Annotated in this window: 16 protein-coding genes; 8 read left to right on the forward strand and 8 right to left on the reverse strand. The window is 48.1% G+C overall.

Going from position 1 to position 18,811, the window contains the following annotated elements:
* Positions 1 to 10: 10 nt before the first annotated feature.
* Positions 11 to 142, forward strand: a complete 132-nt coding sequence (locus tag KE626_RS34960; protein WP_283093181.1) for a hypothetical protein — start codon at positions 11 to 13, stop codon at positions 140 to 142.
* Positions 143 to 1,161: 1,019 nt separating this feature from the next.
* Here KE626_RS34960 and KE626_RS26490 read toward each other — a convergent pair.
* Both KE626_RS26490 and KE626_RS26495 read right to left on the reverse strand, forming a co-directional pair.
* Entirely contained in the window at positions 1,162 to 2,349 is a 1,188-nt protein-coding gene (locus KE626_RS26490; protein ID WP_211976041.1) for a M20 metallopeptidase family protein, read from the reverse strand.
* Positions 2,350 to 2,430: 81 nt separating this feature from the next.
* Positions 2,431 to 3,735 (reverse strand): putative oxidoreductase C-terminal domain-containing protein, encoded by a 1,305-nt coding sequence (locus tag KE626_RS26495; protein WP_211976042.1) that lies wholly within the window; start codon positions 3,733 to 3,735, stop codon positions 2,431 to 2,433.
* A gap of 73 nt (positions 3,736 to 3,808) precedes the next feature.
* Between KE626_RS26495 and KE626_RS26500 the strand changes: the two genes are divergently transcribed.
* The 6 genes from KE626_RS26500 (at position 3,809) to KE626_RS26525 (ending at position 8,700) form a co-directional block, all read left to right on the forward strand.
* Complete coding sequence (locus KE626_RS26500) at positions 3,809 to 4,327, forward strand: DinB family protein (protein WP_211976043.1); 519 nt, start codon at positions 3,809 to 3,811, stop codon at positions 4,325 to 4,327.
* 30 nt (positions 4,328 to 4,357) lie between these two features.
* Positions 4,358 to 4,504 carry a hypothetical protein gene (locus KE626_RS26505; protein WP_211976044.1) on the forward strand — a complete coding sequence of 49 codons (147 nt, stop codon included), beginning with the start codon at positions 4,358 to 4,360 and terminating at the stop codon, positions 4,502 to 4,504.
* Positions 4,505 to 4,634: 130 nt separating this feature from the next.
* Positions 4,635 to 5,186, forward strand: a complete 552-nt coding sequence (locus KE626_RS26510; protein WP_211976045.1) for a gluconate 2-dehydrogenase subunit 3 family protein — start codon at positions 4,635 to 4,637, stop codon at positions 5,184 to 5,186.
* Positions 5,187 to 5,197: 11 nt separating this feature from the next.
* Entirely contained in the window at positions 5,198 to 6,910 is a 1,713-nt protein-coding gene (locus KE626_RS26515; RefSeq protein ID WP_211976046.1) for a GMC oxidoreductase, read from the forward strand.
* Positions 6,911 to 7,073: 163 nt separating this feature from the next.
* Positions 7,074 to 7,751: a DUF2625 domain-containing protein gene (locus KE626_RS26520; RefSeq protein WP_211976047.1), complete on the forward strand. Its 678-nt coding sequence runs from the start codon at positions 7,074 to 7,076 to the stop codon at positions 7,749 to 7,751.
* A gap of 136 nt (positions 7,752 to 7,887) precedes the next feature.
* Complete coding sequence (locus KE626_RS26525) at positions 7,888 to 8,700, forward strand: enoyl-ACP reductase FabI (protein WP_211976048.1); 813 nt, start codon at positions 7,888 to 7,890, stop codon at positions 8,698 to 8,700.
* A 237-nt stretch (positions 8,701 to 8,937) separates the two neighbouring features.
* Here KE626_RS26525 and KE626_RS26530 read toward each other — a convergent pair whose 3' ends face one another.
* From KE626_RS26530 to KE626_RS26545, 4 genes are read right to left on the reverse strand one after another with little or no spacing between them, the layout of a single operon-like run.
* Positions 8,938 to 10,572: a sodium:solute symporter gene (locus KE626_RS26530; protein ID WP_211976049.1), complete on the reverse strand. Its 1,635-nt coding sequence runs from the start codon at positions 10,570 to 10,572 to the stop codon at positions 8,938 to 8,940.
* Positions 10,569 to 11,810, reverse strand: a complete 1,242-nt coding sequence (locus tag KE626_RS26535; protein ID WP_211976050.1) for an enolase C-terminal domain-like protein — start codon at positions 11,808 to 11,810, stop codon at positions 10,569 to 10,571. The genes KE626_RS26530 and KE626_RS26535 overlap by 4 nt, the downstream gene beginning before the upstream one ends.
* Positions 11,807 to 13,138, reverse strand: a complete 1,332-nt coding sequence (locus tag KE626_RS26540) for an alpha-L-fucosidase (RefSeq protein ID WP_211976051.1) — start codon at positions 13,136 to 13,138, stop codon at positions 11,807 to 11,809. The genes KE626_RS26535 and KE626_RS26540 overlap by 4 nt, the downstream gene beginning before the upstream one ends.
* Positions 13,139 to 13,150: 12 nt before the next feature.
* Positions 13,151 to 13,921 carry an SDR family NAD(P)-dependent oxidoreductase gene (locus KE626_RS26545; RefSeq protein ID WP_211976052.1) on the reverse strand — a complete coding sequence of 257 codons (771 nt, stop codon included), beginning with the start codon at positions 13,919 to 13,921 and terminating at the stop codon, positions 13,151 to 13,153.
* Between the two features lie 157 nt (positions 13,922 to 14,078).
* On the opposite strand from KE626_RS26545, the gene KE626_RS26550 reads away from it, so the two are divergent.
* Positions 14,079 to 14,957 carry an AraC family transcriptional regulator gene (locus KE626_RS26550; protein WP_211976053.1) on the forward strand — a complete coding sequence of 293 codons (879 nt, stop codon included), beginning with the start codon at positions 14,079 to 14,081 and terminating at the stop codon, positions 14,955 to 14,957.
* Positions 14,958 to 15,208: 251 nt separating this feature from the next.
* Here KE626_RS26550 and KE626_RS26555 read toward each other — a convergent pair whose 3' ends face one another.
* Positions 15,209 to 16,366 carry an SGNH/GDSL hydrolase family protein gene (locus KE626_RS26555; RefSeq protein WP_211976054.1) on the reverse strand — a complete coding sequence of 386 codons (1,158 nt, stop codon included), beginning with the start codon at positions 16,364 to 16,366 and terminating at the stop codon, positions 15,209 to 15,211.
* Complete coding sequence (locus tag KE626_RS26560) at positions 16,363 to 18,729, reverse strand: glycoside hydrolase family 95 protein (protein WP_211976055.1); 2,367 nt, start codon at positions 18,727 to 18,729, stop codon at positions 16,363 to 16,365. Before KE626_RS26560 ends, KE626_RS26555 begins: the two co-directional genes overlap by 4 nt.
* Between the last annotated feature and the right edge of the window lie 82 nt (positions 18,730 to 18,811).

Consider the following 18,811-nt stretch of genomic DNA (forward strand, 5'->3'; position numbering starts at 1 on the left):
AAATTGCCACATGGCAGAGGGAGCTTCGATACTCAGCCCTGCCGGCAGGAAAACAGAACGCGAAGAACTCGTGATCCGCTCTGCCGATCGTCGTATATCCTTCAAGGTTATATCCAATAAATTTCTGCTGAACGAAGATTGAGGTAAAAATAAATGCATAAAAAAAGGGGTGGTAAGAATACCTCCCCTTTAATATTTTAACCATATCCTATGAAAAACCTGATACAAAGATATGCTCCTCTGCATTAGTTCTGCACGCTGTTTCGTGAACGCATGATATTATCCTGTGAATGCATAAAATCGAGGGATGTTAACCAACACTTAACATGATTTGATGAAGACTGCACGTAACAGGAACGCTTAAAAAACAACCGGTAGCAAAAGACTGTGTCCGTGGAAACGCAATGGAGATCAGCATTACAGGAATAAAAAAAGGGGTGGTAAGAATACCCCCCTTTAATATTTTAACCATATCCTATGAAAAACCTGATACAAAGATACGCGCCAACACATTAGTTCAACACGCTATTTCGTGAACGCATGATATTATCCCGTGAATGCATAAAATCAGGGGACGTTAACCAGCACTTAACATGATTTGATGAAGACTGCATGTAATAGGAACGCTTAAAAAACAACCGATAGCAAAAAACTATGTCCGTGGAAATGGAATGGGGATCGGCATTACAGGAATAAAAAAAGGGGTGGTAAGAATACCTCCCCTTTAATATTTTAACCATATCCTATGAAAAACCTGATACAAAGATATATTCATCGGCGTTAGTTCAACACGCTATTTCGTGAACGCATAATATCATCTGGTGAATGCATAAAATCGGGGTACGTTAACCAGCACTTAACATGATTTGATGAAATCTGCACGTAATATGAACACTTAAAAAACAACCGATAGCAAAAGACCGGGTCCGTGGAAACGCAATGGAGATCAGCATTACAGGAATAAAAAAAGGGGTGGTAAGAATACCTCCCCTTTAATATTTTAACCATATCCTATGAAAAACCTGATACAAAGATATATTCATCGGCGTTAGTTCAATTTCTTATTTCGTGAACGCATTATTATTCCCGGTGAATGCAAAGAATCGACCGCTGTTAACGCTCCATTAACAAAAAAATAAGCGTGTCAGCCACCTTTCTTTGCTAATTACCCAGCGTTTTCAATGCGAGGTAAGTCATAAGCCCCGCGCCGGTTTCCAGCGCTTTTTCATCTGCATCAAACGTAGCGGTATGTAAACCGGATACCATGCCACGGTCTTCATTCCGTACGCCCAGCCGGTAAAAGCAGGCATCGGCTACCTGCGAATAGGAAGCAAAATCTTCTGCTGCCATCCAGATGTCCAGGTCTTCTACCTGCGCTTTGCCCAGGTAATCGATGGCATGCGCGCGGCTGGCCGCGGTGAGCTTGTCTTCGTTGATCAGAACAGGATACCCTCTTTCTATGTCAATATCACAGGAGCCTTCCATACCTTCTGCTATGGAGATGGCCATTTTTTTGATCTTTTCATGAGCGCTCGTACGCCAGGTTTCATCGAGCGAGCGGAAAGTGCCGTATATCTTCACTTCGTCCGGGATCACGTTATTAGCGCCATTGGCGATCATTTTGCCAAAGGATAATACAGAAGGCGACAGCGGGCTGGCACGGCGGCTCACAATCTGCTGCAGCGCTATGATAATATGACAGGCAATCAGCACCGGGTCTATCCCCAGGTTAGGCATAGCCCCATGGCCCCCTTTGCCCTTTACCGTAATGGAAATCTCATCGTTGCTGGCCATATACCGGCCGGAGCGGAATCCCACCTTGCCCACCGGCAACTCCGGCATCACATGCTGCCCCAGGATATGCGCAGGACGAGGATTTTCCAATACCCCGGCCTTGATCATTAAACTGGCGCCGCCGGGAATCACCTCTTCTGCCGGCTGAAAAATAAATTTTACTGTGCCGCTGAACTCCGGCTTCATACGGGTAAGAATGCCCGCTACTCCTAGCAATGATGCCGTATGTACGTCGTGGCCACAGGCATGCATCACCCCTTCATTTTGGGAACGGTAGGGTACCTGGTTTAGCTCAAAAATGGGCAGTGCGTCTATATCGGCCCGCAGGGCCACTACCTTATCTGATGGCGCAGCACCGCCCTGCAATAAAGCAACAATACCGGTATCAGCCATCCTTTCGAAAGGAATATCCAGGGCATGCAGCTTATCTTCTATAAAAGCTGCCGTCTGGTATTCCCGGTAGGAAAGCTCCGGATGGGTGTGCAGGTGGCGGCGATTCGCCGTTGCCTCCCCCAGCAGTCCGCTGGCTAATTGCCGGATTCTTTCTTTAAGCATATAGTAACAATTTTTCTATACTGTTCCGAGATAAAAATATGGAAAGCAGCAAAAATAGCCGCATTCATACAATTCCGGCGTTTAAATTTTCCGGCTATCATATTCTAATTTTTTCGCAACTGACAATGCGTGTGTAGTGGTATAATACTTTGCTATCATACCGGGCACCTCCCAGGCCGGCATCTGTCCTGCCCGCACATACACCAGGAATTGCTGCATTACGGCTGCAAATAACGATTCATGGGTATTCAGGTACTCCCGGGGAATCACCACCTCCCAATCCCGCCCGGCTGCCTTTAGCGCTATGCCCGGGTATCTCTGCGCCAGTGCAGCAACCCCGTTGCTGAGCTGCTCCATGTACGCGGCATCAGGCGATACGGGGCTAATGTACAGTACCGGCAAATAACCCTGTTCTTTGTCCTGCCGGATCAACAGCGCGGCCTTGCTACCCTGTATCCGCGAATAGTGGGTATCACCGGCCCCCGCCGCTGCTTCATAATCCCATTGCACGGTAATCCGGGCATGTACGCCCCGGATGGTATAGTCAAAACTACCGTTGGCGTATATCTCCAGGAGACCATCATCCCCCGCGGTGGCCGCCAGTGCGGCTGTAAGCGGTGCTCCTCCTGTAATATCGCGGTATTGAGCCCTGCTCATCGCCGTAGGCCAGGTAGTGGCGGCGTCAATATGAATATCTTTTTTATAGTCAAGCACCTGCCCTGGAAAACAGGTCCACTGCACCAGGTCTACCAGGTGGGTGGTTACATCGGTAATGCCTTCCCCCTGCTGCTGTACATCCATATACCATCCGGGCCGCACCAAGGCTTCGCCCGCCACCATTTTTTTAAAGTGATGCACACTTTTCTTAATCACGGCGGGTTCGGAAGCAGTGCCCGGTTGCAGGGTGCCAAAGAGTGAAGGCATCCGCGCCAGTTCCCGCTGCAACACATTATGAATCTCATAACGCTCCGTCATAATATCAAACAACTGCACCTTTCCGGCAGCTGCATCAGCAAAGGAAGCTTGTAAAGATGCAAACCCCGCCGCATCTATGGCCATGGGCTTATCTGCCAGCACATGCATACCGGCGCCAATCCCACTGCGGATATACATTGGCTTTAAACGGTTATTCCCCGCCAATATCACGATATTACCGGGTGCGCATAACAATAGCTGCTGCAGGTAGTCGCTGCCGGTATATACATTCGGTATCCAGTGTACCTCCGGACTACCCTGTTTATTATAGGCAGCCAGCCGCTGCAGGTATTGTTCTACTTCAGGGCCTTCTGGCGCGTACACCTGTATCACGGAATCTATATCCGGATACATTTGTTGTTGTACCAGCGAAGCGTGGAAATGACCGGGATCCAGGGCGATCAGTTGCATGGACAAGTGCCTTTTATTTTGATGGAAACATACTAAAAAAGAACCTATATTTAATTTAATAAATACCCCCGCTATGAGAAAATATATCGTACTCCCATTCCTGTTAGTCGGCTATTGCTGCTATAGCCAAACCTCCACCAAAGCTATCTTACTGGAACAACTGAAAACCACGCATAATAAGGCGGACTGGTTTGTGCCGGTAAACACCGCCATTGAAGGTCTAACGCCTGAACAGGCCAACTGGAAAGACAGCAGCGGCAATCACTCCATTGCCCAACTGGTCAACCACCTCATTTTCTGGGATCTTGATCAGCTCGAAAAGTTCAAAGGACGGAAAAAAGATCCGGTCAACATCAATAATGACGATACCTTTTCGCCCGCCACACAGGCGACGTGGGACGGTACTGTAAAAAGGATCGACAGCGTATTAACCGCCTGGGAACAGGCCATTGAGCAGGCAGATGAAAAAACACTGTCTTCCAGCTATTCCACGATCGCTCATATCAATGCGCATAATGCGTATCATATCGGGCAAATCCTTTTCGTACGCAAACAACAGGGTAGCTGGAATCCGGAGAAAGGCGTGAAGTAACGGCATACCGGGCCCACGTGGCGAACAAATATGGCATGGCCTGCCCCCGGGGCAGGCAACACTGCTATTAACAGCGTCGCCCTCAGCATGATGACCATTCCCCGGAAAAAAGCCAAACAGGCAGCCCCGCCACCACCCGGAAGCACTGCCCTGATGCCATCGCAAATTTACCTGTGAAAAAATCACAGATTCGTTTATATTTAATCCCTGTTTCATGTCGGCAACATAAAAACCCGTCGCCGATCTTTAACGAGATTTTAAATATAATGCTGATCAATTCCCGTTTTATTAGACAAAATTCCTTTCAATGGCAGTGAACAGAAGATCCGCTATCAAGCAGCTGCTGTTTGTTTCAGCCGGTGTGGCATTTTTGCCCGCCTGTCTGCAACACACAACCAGGGCTTCCTTAGCACTAAAACATATTCAGGTAGATGGTGACCAGGAAAAAATGCTGGCCGAACTCGTGGAAACAATTATTCCCGCTACCACCACACCCGGCGCAAAAGCACTTTCAGCGCATTTGTTTACATTGATTATGATGGACGACTGCTATAAGAAAGAAGAGCAGCAGCAGTGGCTCAACGGACTAAAAGCGTTTGAACAGGCCTGCAAAAAATTAAACGGACGCTCTTTCCTGAAAAGTACACCGGCACAAAGAGAAGCCTTGCTCACCACCATGGAAGCCGGCTGGAATAACAAGGACGACATGTCCTTCTTTTACCGGACTACCAAACACCTGACCATCAAGGCATATACCAGCTCCAAATATTTCCTGACCAACGTCGACATCTATGAGCTGGTACCCGCACGCTTCAAAGGATGCGTGCCATTGAAACCCACTACCCGGAAGATTGCCTAACTACCAACAATATGAGTAATAATAATACCAGTCTGCAAAACCGCACGTTTGATGCTATCGTTATCGGTTCCGGTATCAGTGGCGGATGGGCAGCAAAAGAATTTACAGAGAAAGGATTAAAAACGCTGGTGCTCGAAAGAGGCCGCGACGTAAAACACCTAAAAGATTATCCAACCACCAGCCAGTTTCCCTGGGAGTTTCCGCACCGCGGACAAGTACCACAGGAAATAAAAGCAGCTAACCCGTCGATCAGCCGCTGCTATGCCTATAAGGAAGATGCTATGCACTTTTTTGTGAAAGACAATGACCATCCTTATGGACAGCCTAAACCGTTCGACTGGATCCGCGGCTACCAGGTAGGCGGTAAGTCACTGATGTGGGCAAGGCAAACGCAACGCTGGAGCGACTTCGACTTCGAAGGTCCGGCACGCGACGGCTTCGCCACCGACTGGCCTATCCGTTATAAGGATATTGAACCCTGGTATAGCTACGTAGAAAAATTTGTAGGTATCTCCGGTAACAAAGACGGTATCCCCCATCTTCCGGACGGCGAGTTTTTACCACCCATGGAACTTACCTGCGTAGAGAATTACTTCAAAGATTTTGTAAAAGCCAATTATAAAGACAGACAAGTCATCTACGCCCGTTGCGCACACTTAACACAACCGCAGCAGATACACCTGGATCAGGGCAGAGGCCAATGTCAGAAAAGAGATCTCTGTCAGCGCGGATGCCCATTTGGCGGCTATTTCAGCAGCAACTCCTCTACCCTTCCCTGGGCAGAAAAAACCGGTAATCTTACTCTCCGTCCCTTCTCCGTAGTACATTCCATCATCTATGATGAACAAAAAGGAAAAGCTACCGGCGTACGCGTAGTAGATACCAATACCAGGGAAATGATGGAATATTACGCCAACGTCATTTTTGTAAATGCCGCTGCCGTTAATACCAACCTGATACTGCTCAACTCCACCTCCCACCGCTTTCCTAACGGTTTGGGTAACGACAGTGGTGTGCTGGGTAAATACTTTGCTTTTCATAATTACCGCGGACATATTTCCGGTCAGTACGAAGGATTTAAAGACTCCACTACCGACGGACGACGTCCCACCAGCGCCTACCTGCCCCGCTTCCGTAACGTAATGAAACAGGAAACAGATTTCCTCCGTGGCTATGCAGCCGGATTTTCCAGTGGCAGAGGCTCCCATACCGATACCAACGGATTTGGCAAAAGCCTGAAAGAACAGCTGTTCAACAGTCAAACCGATTCAGCCTGGTTCGTAGGTTCACATATGATGGGAGAAACCATCCCGAAAGAAAAAAGCACCGTTACTTTGGACGCCAATCGTAAAGACGAATGGGGCATTCCACAAATCAATATCGACCTGGACTACGATGATAACGATGAAAAAATGCTGAAGGATTTCTTCGAACAAATGACGGAAATGTATACCAAAGCAGGATTTACCAATATCAGCACCGGCGACTCCAAACAGGCGCCGGGACTCGATATCCACGAAATGGGCGGTGTGCGCATGGGACTGGATCCCAAAACATCCATGCTCAATAAATGGAACCAGCTGCATGCATGCACCAACGTATTTGTAACCGACGGCGCTTGCATGACATCTACTTCCACACAAAATCCGTCACTGACTTATATGGCGCTTACTGCCAGGGCAGCGGACTATGCGGTGAAGCAGCTGAAGAAAGGAGAGATCTAATTTACTATAGCAATAAAAAGCCTGTAAACCTCCCCCGTTTACAGGCTTTTTTGCTTTAATTTGCAGCCATACTATTCATCTGTACCCCATGAAAAAATATTGGCTTGTTATCATCAATACACTGCTGATGTTGCCTTTTATTACTAATGCACAAATTCATAAGATGAGAACTTTAAATGAACTGATCAATACAAAAGAACCCGGCTGGGACCTGGTAAAAGACTGGATTAACAAAGGCAGCAATCATATTGAAATCCTCCCGAAAGACAGCGCACGCGCTGAACAGGCCCTGTATCAAACGCAGGTAACGACCCGCTCTCCTATGGGTGCTATTATATACGAAACAGGCGGACTACTCGTAGATCATGGCTGGATAAGGGTATTAGGCTCCGGCCATGAAAAGCTGGATCGCAGTCTTCCGGCATGGAATGAAGGCAAATCATTTACACAAACCGGCGAACAACCCTCTTTCCTCCTGATAGCAGACGATGTAACAGGCGGATTCTTTGCCATCAACAACGGCGGCATCGCTACCCAGGAAGGAATAAGCAGCGTATTCTATTTTGCACCCGATGCGCTGGAATGGGAAAATATGGAAATCGGGTATAGCGACTTTATCGGGTTTTGTTGCTCCGGAGATATAGAAGGCTTTTACAAAGCTTTCCGCTGGAAAGGATGGCAGGAAGATGTAGCAAAGATGAACGGTACACAGGGCATGAGCTTCTATCCATTCCTGTTTACAAAAGAAGGAAAAGATATGGAAAAAGTCAGCAGGAAACCCGTACCAATGGAAGAATTATGGCTGTTGCAGATGCAACTTAAACAACAGGCGGGACATTAATCATCACCCGGTGTGATGACTTTAACAAACGTGATTGCATAAAATGTTAAAATTCATCATGTCCTTCTTTGTGCAGGAATAATTACTATACATTTAAGCCCTGTAGTAATCAATATTCTTACACTAAAACACCGTCATGTCCCACAACTTATTAAAAGGTAAAAAAGGAATTATTTTTGGCGCCCTCGATGAAAAGTCAATTGCCTGGAAAACGGCGCTGCACTGCGTTGCAGAAGGCGCAGAAATCGTTTTAACCAACGCGCCTATCGCCATCCGCATGGGCGAAATTAATGAGCTGGCCAAACAATGTAATGCCCCGATCATACCGGCAGATGTAACGAACATGGATGACCTGGAAAATCTCTTCATCAAAACAAAAGAGCATTTTGGCGGCGGCGTGGACTTCATGCTGCATTCCATAGGAATGAGCGTAAACGTGCGTAAAGGCAACGACTATACGAACCTGAACTACGACTTCATGCATAAGTCGGTCGATATTTCGGCGATGAGCCTTCACCGCGTATTACAAACCGCGATGAAGCACGACGCCATCAACGAATGGGGTTCCGTAGTAGCCCTTACCTTCATCGCAGCGCACCTGGCATTTCCCAACTACAACGAAATGGCCGATATTAAAGCGATGCTGGAAAGTATTACCCGCAGCTTTGGCTACCAGTACGGCAACAAAAAGCATGTACGTATCAATACCGTTTCCCAGTCGCCTACTATCACTACGGCAGGTCAGGGTATCGCCGGTTTCGATGGCTTCGTTTCCTTCTCAGAAAAAATGTCGCCCCTCGGAAACGCTACCGCCGAACAATGCGCGGAATTTACCGTCGCCCTGTTCTCGGACTACACAAGAATGGTGACCATGCAAAACCTCTTCCATGATGGCGGGTTCTCCAGCACCGGCGTTTCAGAAGCGGTAGTTGCGCAGATGGGGAAATAAAACTGCCTTACCCAGGATTAAATTGTCTTGCCCAGGATTAAACTTATTTTAGGATTTACAGGATTTTTTCTTTTTGATTTTAAAGGATTGTGGGAGATATAAGCGAAAATAAATTTGCTTATATCTCCCACAATCTTTTAAATCAATCTAAAATCAAAAAGAAAAAATCCTGTAAATCCTAAAATAAGTTTAATCCTGGGCAAGACAATTTAATCCTGGCCAAAAAAATCCGTGGCGTCAGCGGAAGTACCAATACAACACCGCCATTACTCCCAGCAACACACCCGACAATACTTTATAATTTGCAAGTCCCGGCCAGCCTTTTACGCGTAAGGGCGCCAGCGGGCTTTCCCAATATAAACGGCTGCTTTCCGGGGTATGCTGCATCGGAAAAGCAAAAGATAAGGTCACCTGCAGCAGCATACAAACTACAAACAGGTAAAACGCCACCATCAACGCAGGAATATGACTCAAAGGTCCTTCAGGGGATACCTTGCCGATAACATATACGATGGCGCCCAACGCAGAGCCAAGCCATAAAGTATACTGCGCCGCCAGCGCCGACGCCTTTTTCCAGAATACTCCTAACAGGAATACACAGGTGATGGGCGGCGCAATATGCGAGATTACGTCATTTATGCCGTTAAAAAGACTCTCATACCTATTCAGCAGGGGCAGCAGCCCGATCGATAACAACAGCGCCAAACCGGCCGCAACACGGCCTGTTTTCACCAGTTGTTTGTCGGTAGCTTCCGGCCGGTACCTTTTGTACAGATCATAACTTACCAGCGTGGCGATGGAATTCAATGCCCCGGAAATCTGGCTCATCAGGCCGGATAATAATGCCGCCACTAAAATACCTACCAATCCGGGAGGTACCAGTTTAGTAATCATCAGTGAATAGATCCCTTTGGTATGCAGCTTCCCATCTGCCTGTTGCAAGGCGCTCAGGTCTAGTGCGCCTTGTTTATAGAGCACATACGCCAGCAACCCGGGTAAGATGAAAATAAAAACAGGCAGCACTTTTATAAATCCGCAAAACAAAGCGCCGGTGCGCGCATGGTTTTCATCTTTTGCACCCAGCACGCGCTGCACAATCGTTTGATCCGCACACCAGTACCAGATACCGATCACCGGGTAACCCAGGAATACAGCATACCAGGGGAGTCCGCCGGGATCGCCTGGCGGACGCAACATAGACAACTTATCCATCTGCTCATTTCCCTGTAATACATCGATCACCGGGTGCCAGCCGCCTACTTTCCACCACGATAATATCGTGATGATAATTGCGCCGGCAAGCAACACCACTGTTTGTACCGATTCTGTTACCACTACAGCGCGTAAACCGCCCACGATGGTGTAAGCACCGGTTACCACCGCAATCATGATGATACTGGTAAACATGTTAATACCAAATAACGTTTCGAGCACAATACCACCTGCCAGGAAAGAAAAGGCAATATGAATCACCACTGCCGAAACAACAGACACAATCGCCAGCCAGTCGCGGCAGTTGCGGTTGTACCGCCGTTCCAGGAAGTCAGGCAAGGTGGCCACACCCGACCGGATGTAAAACGGTATAAAGAAAAGCGCCAGCAGTATCAGCGTAAATGCTGCCATCCATTCGAAGTTGCCTGCCAGCAAACCGGTGTCAAAACCGCTTTGCGCCAGGCTCACCAGGTGCAGACAGGAAATATTGGTGGCAAACAAAGCCATGCCGATCATCGGCCAGCGTAACGATTTACCCGCCAGGAAATATTCTCCCGCGGCATTGCTGTCCTTTTTACCGGACATGCCGGCCCAAAATCCCAGCAGCACAATAAACGCCACGTAACAAATGCTGATGACTATATCTGTGGAGGAAATCATCCGGGGAAAGTATTAACTGAAAGCAGGTCACAACTGCTGCCCGGCATTTCAGGAGTTTGATAAAATCCGTCTGTAATCAGCGCCGGTGTTGAAAAATGCGCACGCAGATGCGGAATATGTTCCAGGAATAACGCGTCATGACCCATGCCGATATGATTGAACAATACCAGGTGCTGATGCAGCTGCCCCATATCACCAACATGCGGCACTACCGGCACACCGTATTTTTTACATAGCAGGCTCACAGTTAAAAACTCGCTAACACCGCCTACACGAACGGCATCTACCTGTATAAACCCTGCACAACCTGTTTCCAGGTAATTTTTAAAGATGACCTTATTCGGCACATGTTCCCCTAAGGCAAGCTTCACAGGGTCCAGCGCATCTGCCAGCTTCTTATGCGCCAGCACATCATCCGGATGCGTGGGCTCTTCTATCCAGTAAGGACGGATATCAGCCAGTCTTTTGCCGATAGCAATTGCCTGCGGCAGATTCCATTGCTGATTGGCATCTACCATTACTTTGATATCATCGCCGACCGTATTTCTTACAATATGTGCTCTTCGTATATCCGTTTCCGGGTTCTTCGCTCCCACTTTTAATTTTAATGCCTTAAACCCATTCTCCAGCGCACGCTTGCAATTGGTTTCCAGCTGATCATCGGAGTAGTTGAACCAGCCGGCAGAAGTATCATATGCAGGATAACCCTGCTTCAATACACCTTCCCTGCTGCTGCGCGACGGCTGCATATCCGTTAACATCCGTACCGCTTCCTCACGTGACAATATTTCTTCGAGATAGGAAAGGTCCAGTGTATTCACCAGCTGCTCCGGTGTGAGATCCAGCAACAGTTTCCATAAAGGCACCTGCTGTTGTTTTGCCCACAGGTCGTAGCAGGCGTTGGTCACCGCTGCCAGTGCAAGATGTACCACTCCTTTATGTGGGCCCAGCCAGCGGAATTGCTGCTCATCGGAACGTTGTTTAAACCAGTCGCCGAAAGCAGCCATTATTTCAGGAAGATCTTTACCAACCAGTTTTTCGCCATAAAACCTGGCAGCGGCGCATACCAGCTCATTACCCGCTCCCAGCGTAAAAGCCAGGCCGGTGCCGCAATTTCCCTTATCATCATACAAACAGGCAACGGTATAAGAATAGACCGGGTTCTGATGTATCGCATCACTGCCGGCCCCCGCTGCCAGCGGGAACCGGGCATCTTTAACTACTACTTTTGTGATCATTTTTTATCGTCGTTTTTTATAGGAGCAATACTCATAGCTGGTTGATCTGTTTCCAACACAACTACTGTATCATTGGTATCTGGTAAAGTGGCAGGCAACGTGATACTAACATCTCCCCCGGTTTGCTGCACGGGCACTGCTGCACCGTTCATGATATAAGCCTTCTGAACTTTTATACCTTGCAAACCACTCAGTGTCAATGTTTGCACCGGCTCAAATACGTGTACGTATATACGTTTTCCGCTGCGGGTGGTGGCAAATGTTTTATTGGGATTAAAAGGTCCGCCATTGGTTTTATAGATCGCCGCACCGTATTGATGCAACCAGTTGCCCATTTCTTTTAACCGGTTTACCTGCTCCGGCTCTATTGCGCCATCTGCACGGGGGCCTACGTTAAACAACAGGTTGCCGTTACCGCCGGCTACTTTGGCCAGTGTTTGTATACAGGTTTGTAACGATTTCATTTTATCATTTGGCTTCCAGGCCCATTGTTCACAGATGGTCATACAGGTTTCCCAGGGCGTTTTCATATTCAGATCACCGATACGTTGTTCCGGGGTATCGTAGTCACCCAGGAAAGTGGCCGTGCCGGAAGCGCCGGTGCCCGAAAATGCCTTACCCAGGCGATTGTTGATGATCAGGTCTTTCTTCTGTTTTTTGAGATAGGCATACATATCAAGCGCCATCTCTGATGTCCAGGGGGCTTCCCAGGGGCCGTCAAACCACAGCATGTACGGGTCGTATTTGACGATCAGCTCTTTCAGCTGATTTTTCATATACGTCACATATTTTTTCATGTCTGCATTTTTACGTACACCATTCGAATCATTCGGATTATCGATCGGGTAATCGGGATAATGCCAGTCGAGTACAGAGTAGTAAATACAAAATTTGATACCATACTTTTTACAGGCTTTGGCCAGCAACCCTACCACGTCTTTCTTAAAGGGAGTAGCCATGATGTTGTAGTCGGTATAGGCAGATGGCCATAGGCAAAATCCATCATGATGCTTGGCGGTGATGGTCAGGTATTTCATACCGGCATCACTGGCCGTTTTCACCCACTCTTCCGCATTAAACTTTACCGGGTTGAATATTTTATACAATGTATCGTAATCGGCAGCAGGTACCTGCACGTGCCGCGACCAGCCTATTTCCGTACCCCGCAGCGCAACAGGCCCCCAGTGAATGAACATACCAAAACGCAGGTCCATAAATTTGTCCATCACCGCTTTGCTGGTTAGAATTTTCTGGTCCAGCTGGTCATTGGTCTGGCCCTGGCTGTTGAGTGCCAACAGCAGTAAACATAAGGAAAGGATTTTCTTCATTATTCGTAGAATTTATGATGTGTGTTTATATCCCAGTTCTGCCCCGCCGCCTACGGGCATAATACAGCCGGTTACAAAACGTGCGTTGTCGGATAACAGGAACGCACATACGCTGGCTATTTCTATGGCTTCCGGGCAGTAACCCAGTGCATGAATATGATCGAGGTATTGTTCAATCTGTGCCGGGTTAGGCTGCTCTTTACTCCACTGCCGCAGCATGGGCGTCCATACGCCGGCGGGAGCTACCGCGTTAACCCGGATCCCGTCGCGGGCATAATCCAGTGCCATGGCTTTGGTAAGCGCATTCACCGCACCTTTGCTGCCTGCATATGCGGCGTGGTTCTCCTGCCCTATTTCTCCCACCAGGCTGCTGGTATTGAGGATACAACCACGGGATGCTTTCAGCGCAGCAATACCGTATCGCGTAGTATAGTAGATACTGCGGATATTCACATTCATCACCTGCTCCCATTCCGCTTCGGTGGTTTCATGCAACGGTTTCGAAGGACTCGCAACACCTGCATTATTATGGATGGCATCGAGCCGCCCATAGGTTTGCAATACCGTGGCAATGGCCGATTCAATGGCAGTACCATCATTCAGATCAGCATGCAGCAGTAAATGCGGCGCGTTTGTCCCCGTTTTTAATGCCTGTAATGCCGCCTCATCTTTGTCGAGCACCGCTACAGTAGCGCCTTCCTGCATATAAGTGGCTACACAGGCAGCTCCTATCCCGGATGCCCCGCCGGTAACCAGCACTATTTTATTTTTCAGTATCATCATTCGGATTGTTTCCGTGGAAAATTAAACGTGACATACAGGGCGGTTGGCGCCTGGTATCAAAAGTAACAAGTGATAAGGTATATCATCCCGGCGAAATTGACTTAAATCAACACTATTTTGACTTTATTAGTGAATTTACCTATTTTAGACTGGTAATATGAAGCCTTTTTTTGCCATACCGGGCGACAAAGCCCTTGAACAGCGTGTATTCCTGGTAAAGGAAATTACACAGCCATACTTTTCGACCGAGTTCCATTTTCACCATGAGTGTCAGCTGGTATACGTGGTGGAAAGTGCCGGGCGTCGTATTATCGGCGATAACATCGAATACTTTGAAAGTGGTGAGCTGATCTTCGTAGGATCCAATACACCGCATGTGTGGCACAATGAGCAGAAGTATTTCGAAGGAAAAGATAAACTGCAGGCCCGGTCGCTGGCACTCTATATTTCGCCCGACCTGCTGGTGGAACATTTGGATCCTTTCGGTAACGTCAGCGCAGTAAAAAACTGGCTGAAAAAAGCACAACGCGGCATACAGTTTTATGGCAACGCCAAAACAGCTATACTAACCCTGATGCAGCAAATGCTGCGGGAGCAGGACCTGCCGCAAACCATTTCCTTTATGACCTTGCTGCAAAAGATGATGGTCACCAAAGAATACCGGCTCCTTGCCGGCACCAACTACGTAAACCTGTATAGCGATAAAGATCAATCCCGCATGGATAACGTCTTCAAATATATTTTCCGGCATTTTAAAAGAGATATCCCTTTGTCGGAAATAGCAGCCATAGCAGGTATCAACGTACACTCCTTTTGCCGCTTCTTCAAGAGCAGAACACAAAAATCGTTTACCCATTTTGTAAACGAACTACGAATCGGATACGCCTGCCGCCTGTTGCAGGAAAAGGAAATGTCGATGGCGGAGTTGTCTAATAAGTGCGGATACAGGAACACTACCCACTTTAATCGCTTCTTCAAAAAAATAAAAGGGAAAACACCGAGGGACTATAAGAGAGAGATTTCGCAACTCGATTGATGCGGGATTTTTTCTTGCCCAGGTTTTTTTTTGCCCGGTTTTTTTTTCTTGCCCAGGATTAAACTGATTTTGATGATTTACAGGATTTTTTTCTTTTTTGATTTTAAAAGATTAGCGTAGATCTAAGCGAATTTGCTTACATCTACGCTAATCTTTTAAAATCAAATTATAATCACAAGAAGAAAATCCTGTAAATCATCAAAATCAGTTTAATCCTGGGCAAGAAAAAAAACCGGGCAAGAAAAAATCCGCTAAGGGTTTACCAGGAAATGTACGATCCGCGTTACTTCCGCAGCATCGCCGGTTTCTATTTTCAACTCATGTTTGCCGGGTGCGAGGTCATCTCCGAGGATCAGATACCAGGGCAGGTAAAGGCTTTTGCTCCACTGCGTACGCAAATCTTTTGTTTGCGGGGCGCCGCCATCGATGCTGTAACGGATGATGCCCGCATCAGGACCGGATACTATACAAATGCCTACCGTTCTGCCGGTGAAAGGAAATACCAGCGAGGCGTGCGCTTTACCGGATACCAGCATAGGAACTTTTACAAAGCCTTCACGGGTCCCTACGCCGTCGGTGGGTTCCCAGGATGGGACCAGGGTAAACCCATCTTTGATGGTCGCTTTGCGTATATCGCCGTAGTCACCATTGGCGTAATTCAGCGGCGCCGATGCTTTGGGCAGTTTTACCGTTAGCAGCCGCTTAGGGACGGGGCGGTCCAAAGTCAATATCAGCAGTTGTTTGATGGTATTAAAATATAATTGCTGTCCAAAGGGAGATGGATGCAGGTCCTTGAAATCATCTTTCCAGGTAAACTCGTGTGCATCAATGCGGGTGGTTACTTCTTTGGCCAGGTTTATAAAAGGCAGATGATATTTCCCGGCCAGCTCTTCATGCACCTGTACTTCCAGCGGCACTTTACCTGCGCGGTAGTCGGCCATTTTATCTTCATCCGCGAAGGCCATAAGTACAATGTTCATCTGCGGGTTGGCCGTCAACGCATGACGGATAATACCTTCCATGGCCCTGCGTTGTGTTTGTTCGTTAGTACCGTTTACATGATCATTTACCGCGGCTTCCAAAAACAACAGGTCTGTTTTTCCCTTGTCCAGTACATCCTGCTTAAAGCGGAAGGCGTGCGGCAAACTTCCCAGAGAAGGAATGCCGGCGTTGATAAACCGGAATTCCGTAGCGGGATAGGTGTCCTCCAGGTAAGTACATACCTTGCCACGCCAGCCTTCCATGTTGGTGATAGAACCGCCCAGAAAAGTAACAGTGGCTGCTTTACCGGCTTTAATATGGTACAGGGCATTATCCAGGTTGCCATACCGCTCTATAAATTTCTCCTGTGCCTGCGCAGTAACGGTAACGACTATACTCAGCAGCAGCCACACATATTTTCTTATCATATTTTTGTTGGTTGAATCTTCGTGATAACACCGTTTACCTTTACGCTGACCTTTTTACCAGGGTTACCTGTAATGCGGTAACTGGTCACTTTACCATCTTTCCAGCTCATGTCAACGATATAATTTCCCCTGGCTTTTAATCCTTTTACCATTCCTTCTTTTTTCCAAACATCCGGCAGGGCGGGCAACAGGTCTATAAAACCGGCGTGACTTTGCAGCAGCATTTCTGCCAGACCTGCGGCAGCGCCGAAATTACCATCTATCTGGAACGGGGGACCGGCAGATAACAGGTTCGGGTAAACGCCTCCGCCGGCGCCATAGTTGATATTCGTTTTCAGCGTAGGTTTCATGATTTCCGTGAATAATTTATAGGCACGGTTCCCGTCATGTAATCTTGCCCAGAACAATAATTTATACGCAATAGACCAGCTGGGGCCATCGTCGCCTCTTACCTCCAGCGTTTTTTTACAGGCTGCTGCCAGTGCTGGTGTTTGTTCGGGTGTGATCAATGAAGCAGGGTACAGTCCATATAAGTGGGAAATATGGCGATGCTGCGGTTCCGGTTCTTTGTATTCTTCCAGCCATTCCATCAGGCGGCCGTCTTTACCAATTTGCCCGGCCGGCGGCAGCTGTTTCAGCTTTGCTTCCAGCGTACTGCGAAAGGCAGCATCTTTGCCCAGTGTACGTGATGCCGTGATCACATTCATAAACAGTTCCCGGATGATCTGGTTATCGATCGTAGGCCCGTTACAGATACTGGCTGTTTTACCGTTGGGCAGGTAAAAAGAATTTTCCGGGGAAGAAGAGGGTGATGTTACCAACCAACCTGTTTTCCCGTCTTTTATCAGCATGCTGTTGTAAAATGCTGCAGAGCCTTTGAGTATGGGGTAAATATCTTCCAGGTATTTTACATCATTGGTAAATGCGTAGTGCTCCCACAGGTTGTTGCACAACCATCCGGAGCCCGACTTGGTAGTACCCCAGGACGCGCTCTCTCCGGGCTCGGTAAAGCCCCATACGTTGGTAATCACATGCGCTACCCATCCTTCCGCATGATAGTAGGCTTTGGCGGTTCTTTCGCCGGGTTTTACCAGTCCGTGTACAAGATCTGCCAGTGGCAGGTTTAATTCAGACAGGTTGCTCACTTCCACGGGCCAGTGGTTCATTTGTACGTTCACATCCAGGTGGTAGTCGCCGTTCCAGGGCGTATGGATCTGGTTAGCCCAGAGGCCCTGTAAATTCGGGGGCAATAGTCCTACTCTTGTGCTGCTGATGGTAAGATACCGGCCGTACTGATAAAACAATACCGGCAATCCATTATCCCCATCGGGATGTTGCCGGAAAGCCAGCAACCGCTGATCTGTAGGCAGTTGCGCCTGCTCCCCGTTATTATTGCCGCCCAACTCCGCACTAACCCTGTCGAATAAACGCCGGAAGGCTTTAATGTGTTCCTGCTTTTGCGCTGCGTAGTCTTTCTGCATGGCGGCAGCCAGCACCTGCTGCATTGTTGCTTCGTAACCGGGGTTCCTGAAATCGGTGGCGGTGGATATATATATAATCGCTTCCGTGGCATCTTTAATAACCAGGGTATCTTTCTCTGCAGCCAGCTGTCCGTCTTTCAACTTCGCCTGTACCCTGGTAAGGTATTTCATTCCGGGGGCGCTGGTTCCGCTTTCCAGTTCGCCGGACATCTGTAATGCTGTACCCGCCATTTTGATACCGGCTCTTTCCGGGCGGCTGATCGCCACCTTTACATGGAGTTGTCCGGGTTTGCTGGCGGTTAATCGGATGATGGCGGCATCATCGCCAAAACTGGTGAAGTATTCGCGGGTATAAGTTATACCGTTTACCTCGAATACGGTGGTGGCAACAGCATCATTTAAAGAGAGCGTTCTTTCGTAACGGGTGGGTGATACCGGTTGGGTAGCTGCCGGATAACTGAACTGCAGGGTGAGCTCTCCGAGCATCTGGAAGCAGCCAAATGGCACGTCGCCAGAGCCTTTGCCGGTGCACACAAATGATTGGTCCATTAAGGCCTGGGCCTCATTGTTCTTTCCTTCTGCGAGCAGTTTTCGGATGGCGGGCAACTGTTTCCACGCCTCGTAGTTGTTGGCATCCTGGGGGGCGCCGGACCACAAGGTGATATCATTTAAAACAATCTTTTCCTGCGTTACATTGCCATCGGGCGTAATACCGATGCGGCCATTCCCTAACGGCAGGGTTTCTTCCCATACCTGTGCAGGTTTGTCGTACCAAAGCCGCAATGACTTTTGTTGCGCACGGCCGGGTAATGGCAGCAAATAAAAAATAATAAAGGCTGATACCAGCCGGCTGGTGAAATAACACGTGGAATGGTGGCTCATAACTATCAATCGGCGCCGTATATTTTATGGACATGCCGAAGGAATAAAATTACATGGAGATTTGATCCAATGATTACAGGAA

This window comes from Chitinophaga hostae (genome assembly GCF_018224885.1).
Classification (GTDB): Bacteria; Bacteroidota; Bacteroidia; order Chitinophagales; family Chitinophagaceae; genus Chitinophaga; species Chitinophaga hostae.